The organism is Mycobacterium sp. (assembly GCF_019247635.1).
Taxonomy (GTDB): Bacteria; Actinomycetota; Actinomycetes; order Mycobacteriales; family Mycobacteriaceae; genus Mycobacterium.
The window spans coordinates 39,881-46,092 of the sequence record NZ_JAFBAR010000072.1 but is presented as its reverse complement, the minus strand read 5'-3'; the positions used below and the strand labels follow the sequence as shown (position 1 = coordinate 46,092).

The window sequence follows — 6,212 nt, the reverse complement described above, 5'->3', positions numbered from 1 at the left end:
GTGACCTCGAGCAAGTGCCCGTCACGGTTGACCGAAACGAATTGATAATCGTCGCGCAGCACCGCCGGACGATGCGAGAAGAGCTGCGCGGCTTTGGCCCCGGAGATCGTTGCGCGGTTGCCGGAATTCAACGCAGTCACGTAGAAGCGCTGGCCGATTGGCTCATCAGCATGCCTGAGTACATCCATGAGCTCGTTGTCACCGGAGGCGACCCGGGCGACGAACCGGCCGCCGCCGGATTCTAAGCGGCCGATGACTACCCCCGTCTTGCCGTTGCGTCCGTCCGTTACGGTGTAGGTCTCGACCTCCGCCCAACCCCTTGGCCGCGAGGCTCGCGGCGGGCTAGATGCCATATCGATATCCGCTTGCAGCTGCTCGCTGCAGTCCAGGCGCAAGGGGCTGGGAACAGTGCTGTATACGCCCACCGACGTCTTGGAAAGGACGCCGCCGTTTGCAGAGACCAATGCGTAGCTGCCCAGCTTGCAACGCACGCGGCTGACCGCCTCGGCGATGGCGTGCATCGAGTAGTTGTTACCCGCACCGCCGAAAAATGGAAGGCCACCGGTGAGCGTGAGGCCGCGGGGATCGTCGGGCGAGAGATCCAGAGGGTCGATCGCGTTGAAGACTGCGATCGGAAAGCACGAGTAGAAATCGAAGAAATCAACATTGTCGATGGTCAGCTTCGCAATTTCTAGCGCTCGACGCACCGCCAGCGCTGCGGATGGAGCCTCGCCGAAATGCTTACGCTCAAACAGATCTCGCTCTTGCAAGTTGGCCGCACCGTGTAGGTAGACCCATTTTCCCTGCTCGATGCCAAGTTCCCGAGCCTTGCGCTGCGATGTCAACAGCACTGCAGCGCCCTGATTGACCTGATCGCGCGCCACGACGAACCGAGGGTAGGGATCGGCAATCAGGCGGTTGCGATCGGTAACCGTCACAAGTTCCTCAGCCGAACGCTGTTCTGGTGCAGCCGAATAAGGATTTGCTGCGGCGACCGCGCTGAACGGCGCGAACATGTCGCCCATCGCCTTCGCATACTCGTGGCGGCTCATGCCCTTGGCCGCTCGGCGCGCATTCTCTAGGAGCGCGTACTGCGCAAGAGCTCCGTTGAGTCCATGGTTTGCTTGCTCCCGAGACACCAGCCCCCGAAGTCCAAAACCGCGGTCTTCATAGACGCCTTGGGGATCGCTCGGGGTGTCGGAGAAGTCGGGTTTGATTTCGCTTTGGGCGAGGTGACGGATGGTCGACATCGCCTCCGCCCCGACCAACAGCACGATTTCGGCTGATCCCGAGTATATTTCGTGACTGAACTCCGTAACCAGATGCTGCGGATACTGCCCACCGGACACCTCGAGGACCGCACGACGTGGCGATGCTCCGAGTCGATTTGCCACGGAGAGCGGAAACATCGTCGATTTTCCTAGGGGGGCCGAGGCGCGCGGCGACGAATTCTCAAACTGGGGCGTAGCGGCGACGGTGTCGATCATCGAGATAAGCGAGCGCGGGTCCACGCCGGCGTCGGCAATCGCGTCACGTGCGGCTGCGACCGCCAGGTCAATCGGTGAAAGGCCCCGATAGCCGACGTCGTCGATGCGTTCGGCGGCTTGTCCGACGCCGACAATGACGGGGGTCATCTGATCGTGTCCCGAATCTGTCTCCATCCAATCCTTCCGGTCCCCGGGGTGTGTTGGACACGTCGCCGACATCGGGCGACGGGGTCGGGGCCGCCGTTCACTCACGCTAATCCCCGCACAACGGTCTCAGAACTGGCGAAACCGGAAATGAGACTTTCGCTTACCAGTCGCCGACGCGTCGCTCAACACTGCAAGGCGTGACGACACGCCGACTCGAAAACGCTTGAGTCGTCAGGTTGTGAAATGGATTGTCAAGCGATCCAAGGTCGCGCTAGCGAATCGTGTTCGCCAGATCGCTCGACATCGCACCAAGCTGAGAGGCCCACGTTGGCCAACCGTTGTCACCGCCTGCTGGGAAGTCGAAATGCCCATTGCTGCCACTGACTTGTCGGTACTGGGCGTAGAACTGCCGACTTGTTCCTTGCGCAATTTCCGCGTACCCGAGCATTGCCGCTGGATCGCTCGCCGCATCGCCTTGTGGACTGAAAACCCACAACCTTATGTTGTTGTCGGCCAAAAGCTGGATATGCGCATACGGGGAATGCCACTTCCACCGGCCCAGCTGAGGAAGGCCCCACATGTTCCGGGTATCGACACCGCCATACTGCTGCAGGCCAGCAGTGATCGCACCGTCAACGCCGGTACGTTCCGGAGCCAGGAATCCCGACATCGACCCTGCGTAACGGAACCGCTCCGGGTGGAACGTGGCCAGCGCCAGGGCAGCATAACCGCCTTGCGCGGCCCCCACTACGGCATGGCCCCCAGGGGCGAGGCCCTTGTTGGCGGCGAGCCAGCCGGGTAGTTCGGCCGACAGAAATGTGTCCCATTGCTTGCTGCCGTCTTGCTCCCAGTCGGTGTACATGCTGTAAGCGCCGCCAGCCGGTGCTGCAACCGAAATGCCTTTGCCAGCAAGTGTGTTCATCGCATTGCCCGAGGTAACCCAGTTGCTAACGTCAGGGCCGGCGTCAAACGGGTCCAGCAGGTACACGGCGTGTGGGCCGCCGGCAAGGAATGCCACCGGGATGTCGCGGCCCATGGCCGCAGACGGCACCATCAAAGTCTCGTAGCTTGCGGCGCGCGCGGCGATGGTGCTCATGCACAAGTCGGCCGTCAGCACGACAACACTTAACAGCCGCAGCAGCGCGGAGGCTCCGCTCATCACCACCCCAATCGTCACCAACCCAATCGTCGCTGTAGCTCATTTTCGGAGATTCGTTCCGAAATGAGTTGATGTCTGGCGCGTAGTGAACCACGCCGAAGGTGTTCAAGCGGTCTTCGTGGGCCAGCGAAAACGCGCTTTTCGGGTATTAAGGAGCGATCCGTGCGACGGGAGTGCACGGGCCGGGACAACGCGTGCGGCCGACCGAGTGAAAGTCGGGTTTGCGCTGACGAGTCGACCGCCGCCGCAGACTTTGTGCGACCATGTCACGCCATGAAAACCATTACTAGGGCGGGGCCTCAGAGCGTAGCGACGATCGGAGCACTGCTCGCCGCTATGGGCGCGGTAACCGTTACGCCGACGGCTAACGCAGACAACGCCCGGCTCAACAATGGTGTTGTTGCGAACGTCTACACCATCCAACACCAGGCCGGCTGCACCGCCGACCTCAAGATCAACCCCCAGTTGCGGTTGGCCGCTCAGTGGCATACCAACGACGTGCTCAACAATCGTGACCTCGACGCAGACATCGGTTCGGACGGGTCGACGGTCCAAGAACGTGCCCATGCGGCGGGTTACAACGGAACCGTCGCTGAGACTGTCGCGATCCAGCCATCACTGGCCATCAACAATCTCGACATCCTGGCCAACTGGTACTACCGGCCCGACTACTACGCAATCATGTCCAACTGCGCCTACACGCAAATCGGTGTGTGGTCGGCAAATAGCACCAACCGCAGTGTCGCAGTAGCGGTCTACGGACATCCCGCATAGAGCCGTCGCCGGCAATGAGGATCCTCAACCTACTGGCCTCGGTCGCGCTTCCGGTCGTCTTATCGGCTTGCGGCACAACAACTCCAGGACGCGAGGCAGCTACCTCCGCGCAGGACGCTCCGGTCGTGACCGGCGAACCGGCTGGCTACAACGCCACGGACGAGGCCTTCGCCAATGGCATGCTCGCACTCGACCAGCAAGGAGTCGATATTGCAGCGCTAGTCGCTACCCGGTCAACAAACCCTGACCTCGGCGCACTTGCTAGCAAGAGTGCCGCGGCGCGCCAGTCAGACATGGCGATCCTGCGGCCTCTACACGTGCAATGGGTCGAAAATTCCGATACCCGGAGCGGCGATAGCGAGCCCGTCACCACACCGAGCGGGGCGCTCGACAAGACCGCTCTCGCGCCTCTAGAGACCTTGCACGCCAGAGCATTTGACGTATCATGGCTGCAATCGAGCATCAAAATTGACCAGGCCGCGATCGACTTGGGCCAGAGCGAGGTCGCGCACGGGAAAAATGTTGACGCCATCGGCATCGCCAAGACGCTTATCGTGTCCCGCCAGGCCGAAATCGACCAGATGAAGCACATGCTCGACAACTGATGTGCCGCGGTTGGAGTGGCGCGGCGCGGCCCAAGAGGTTGCGTACAGGTCCTTTAGCCATAGCTGTGACGGATACGCCCTCGGTTGCTTCGGACGCCGCGCAACTCGCTCTAGAAATAGGGTGGCAGCACTAGAAAGCGCGGGCGATCTTGATGTGGATTCGTGCGTGGGATCGCCCCGCGCTGAACTCATTCCAATTACGGGTGGGCAGAGACCACCAGCACTTATTCTGCCGGTACTCGGTGAAAACCCCGTTCCGTTGATGGTGATGCCAATGTTGCTTGCGGTTTGGCGTCGAGTGGTGTGGCATGAGTCACGGACATCTCACCGTGATGAGTCAACGGCCGGAAAAGAGCACAGACGAAGGGTTAAGCGCAGAGCATGGGCAGACCGCCTAAAGGGGCTACGGCGGAGCGCTGATGGTCGCCAGTACCGCTTTCTCCAAGCCGGTCCGTGAGATCGGCGAGTTCCTTGTCCTGGCGTGGGACACATTTGTACAGCTTTTCACTGCACGGTTTGCCTGGCGCGAATTCCTCGTGATGAGTTGGTTCGTCGCCCGCGTGTCGGCAGGTCCCGCAATCATGCTGACGATCCCCTTCAATGTGTTGGTCCAGTTCGTTTTCGAGGTGCTGCTGTTTGAGATTGGTGCCCCCGACCTCTCTGGCACCGGCGCCGCGCTCGCCGTGCTGACCCAGACCGGCCCGGCGACCACGGTGCTGACCATCGGCGGCGCCGGTGCAACCGCGATGTGTGCTGACCTTGGTGCCCGCACGATCCGCGAAGAGATCGATGCCATGACAGTGATGGGCATCAATCCCATACAGCGGTTGGTGGTGCCCAGGGTGGCGGCGTTGACCCTCAACGGGTTTCTGCTCAATGGCATTGTCACCATGTTCGGATTCATCGGCACCTACGTCTTTGCGATTTACGTCATGAACGTCACGCCGGGCGCCTTCGCCGGCAGCCTGACGCTTCTCACGAGCGTTGCCGACCCCATCATCGCTTCCGCCAAAGCCACCCTGTTCGGCCTGACCGCGGGGCTGGTCGCCTGCTACAAGGGCCTCACCGTGGACGGTGGTGCGCAGGGCGTCGGCAACGCCGTCAACGAGACGGTGGTCTATACGTTCATGGCGCTACTGGCCATCAACTCGCTGCTGACAGCCGTCCTGCAACCGTTTGTGATGCCATGAGCCAGGTTTCGAGCGCACTCTTTCCGCGGTGGCGGCGCACCGGACGCAACTGGGCAAGTGCGTGGAATCGCGCCGGCGAGCAGATCGGCTTCCACATCATCACCCTGCGCTACATGCCGGCCGCTATCTTCCGCTACAGGGACGAGACGCTGCGCGTCATCGCCCAAATGAGCCTCGGCGTCGGAGCGCTCGCCCTGGTAGGCGGCGCGGTCGTCATCGTCTTGTTCCTCACCAGTAACACCGGGGTCCTCGTCGCCGTCGTCGGCTACAGCGATCTGAGCAGTATCGGTATCGAGGCGCTCGAAGGCTTCTTCTCCGCTTACATCAACCCACGCCTTACAGCGCCCTTGATCACTGCTATCGGTCTGGCCGCGACCGTCGGCGCCGGCGCCACCGCACAGCTGGGGGCAATGCGGATCAACGAGGAGATCGATGCCCTCGAGGTCATGGGCGTCCAGTCGATCGCCTATCTTGTTTCAACCCGCGTGGTGGCGAGCATCGTCATCGGACTGCCGCTGTTCTGCGTGGGCTTGATCGGTGGTGTCGAGACGACCCGGGTCCTCGTTCTGCTTGCCTACGAGCAGTCAAGCGGCGTCTACGAGCACTATTTCAATACCTTCCTGCGGCCCACCGACATCGTGTGGGCGTTCATCCAAGTGACGTTGCAGGGGCTGACCATCATGTTGATCCACACCTACTACGGCTTCACCGCCTCAGGCGGTCCCGCCGGTGTCGGTGAGGCAACGGGACGTGCGGTGCGCAGCTCATTGATCGCAGCAACCTTCGTGACTCTGGTCGCCGGGCTGATCTTGTATGGGCGCTCCGGCGGCTTCCACCTATCGGGATAGCT

The 6,212-nt window shown here is 61.6% G+C and carries 6 protein-coding genes; 4 read left to right on the top strand and 2 right to left on the bottom strand.

What is annotated here, in order from left to right; translation table 11 throughout:
- Together JO236_RS10715 and JO236_RS10710 are read right to left on the bottom strand one after the other, a co-directional pair.
- Nucleotides 1-1,634 (bottom strand): acetyl-CoA acetyltransferase (locus tag JO236_RS10715; protein ID WP_293329469.1); only part of this gene is annotated, 1,634 nt, incomplete at its 3' end.
- A gap of 271 nt (nucleotides 1,635-1,905) precedes the next feature.
- On the bottom strand, nucleotides 1,906-2,793 hold the full coding sequence (locus JO236_RS10710) for an alpha/beta hydrolase family protein (protein ID WP_293329474.1): 888 nt from the start codon (nucleotides 2,791-2,793) through the stop codon (nucleotides 1,906-1,908).
- 336 nt (nucleotides 2,794-3,129) lie between these two features.
- Between JO236_RS10710 and JO236_RS10705 the strand changes: the two genes are divergently transcribed.
- The 4 genes from JO236_RS10705 (at nucleotide 3,130) to JO236_RS10690 (ending at nucleotide 6,210) form a co-directional block, all read left to right on the top strand.
- Nucleotides 3,130-3,567 (top strand): CAP domain-containing protein, encoded by a 438-nt coding sequence (locus tag JO236_RS10705; RefSeq protein WP_293329473.1) that lies wholly within the window; start codon nucleotides 3,130-3,132, stop codon nucleotides 3,565-3,567.
- A gap of 125 nt (nucleotides 3,568-3,692) precedes the next feature.
- Nucleotides 3,693-4,172, top strand: coding sequence for a DUF305 domain-containing protein (locus tag JO236_RS10700; protein WP_293329468.1), 480 nt, complete (start codon nucleotides 3,693-3,695; stop codon nucleotides 4,170-4,172).
- A gap of 419 nt (nucleotides 4,173-4,591) precedes the next feature.
- Nucleotides 4,592-5,362, top strand: a complete 771-nt coding sequence (locus JO236_RS10695; protein ID WP_293329467.1) for an MlaE family ABC transporter permease — start codon at nucleotides 4,592-4,594, stop codon at nucleotides 5,360-5,362.
- Nucleotides 5,359-6,210 (top strand): ABC transporter permease, encoded by an 852-nt coding sequence (locus JO236_RS10690; RefSeq protein WP_293329466.1) that lies wholly within the window; start codon nucleotides 5,359-5,361, stop codon nucleotides 6,208-6,210. Before JO236_RS10695 ends, JO236_RS10690 begins: the two co-directional genes overlap by 4 nt.
- Nucleotides 6,211-6,212 lie beyond the last annotated feature (2 nt).

Excerpts from the sequence above, each read along its gene's own strand:
- JO236_RS10710 (WP_293329474.1), bottom strand. The coding sequence starts at position 2,793 with ATGAGCGGAGCCTCCGCGCTGCTGCGGCTGTTAAGTGTTGTCGTGCTG.
- JO236_RS10705 (WP_293329473.1), top strand. The coding sequence starts at position 3,130 with ATGGGCGCGGTAACCGTTACGCCGACGGCTAACGCAGACAACGCCCGG.
- JO236_RS10695 (WP_293329467.1), top strand. The coding sequence starts at position 4,592 with ATGGTCGCCAGTACCGCTTTCTCCAAGCCGGTCCGTGAGATCGGCGAG.
- JO236_RS10690 (WP_293329466.1), top strand. The coding sequence starts at position 5,359 with ATGAGCCAGGTTTCGAGCGCACTCTTTCCGCGGTGGCGGCGCACCGGA.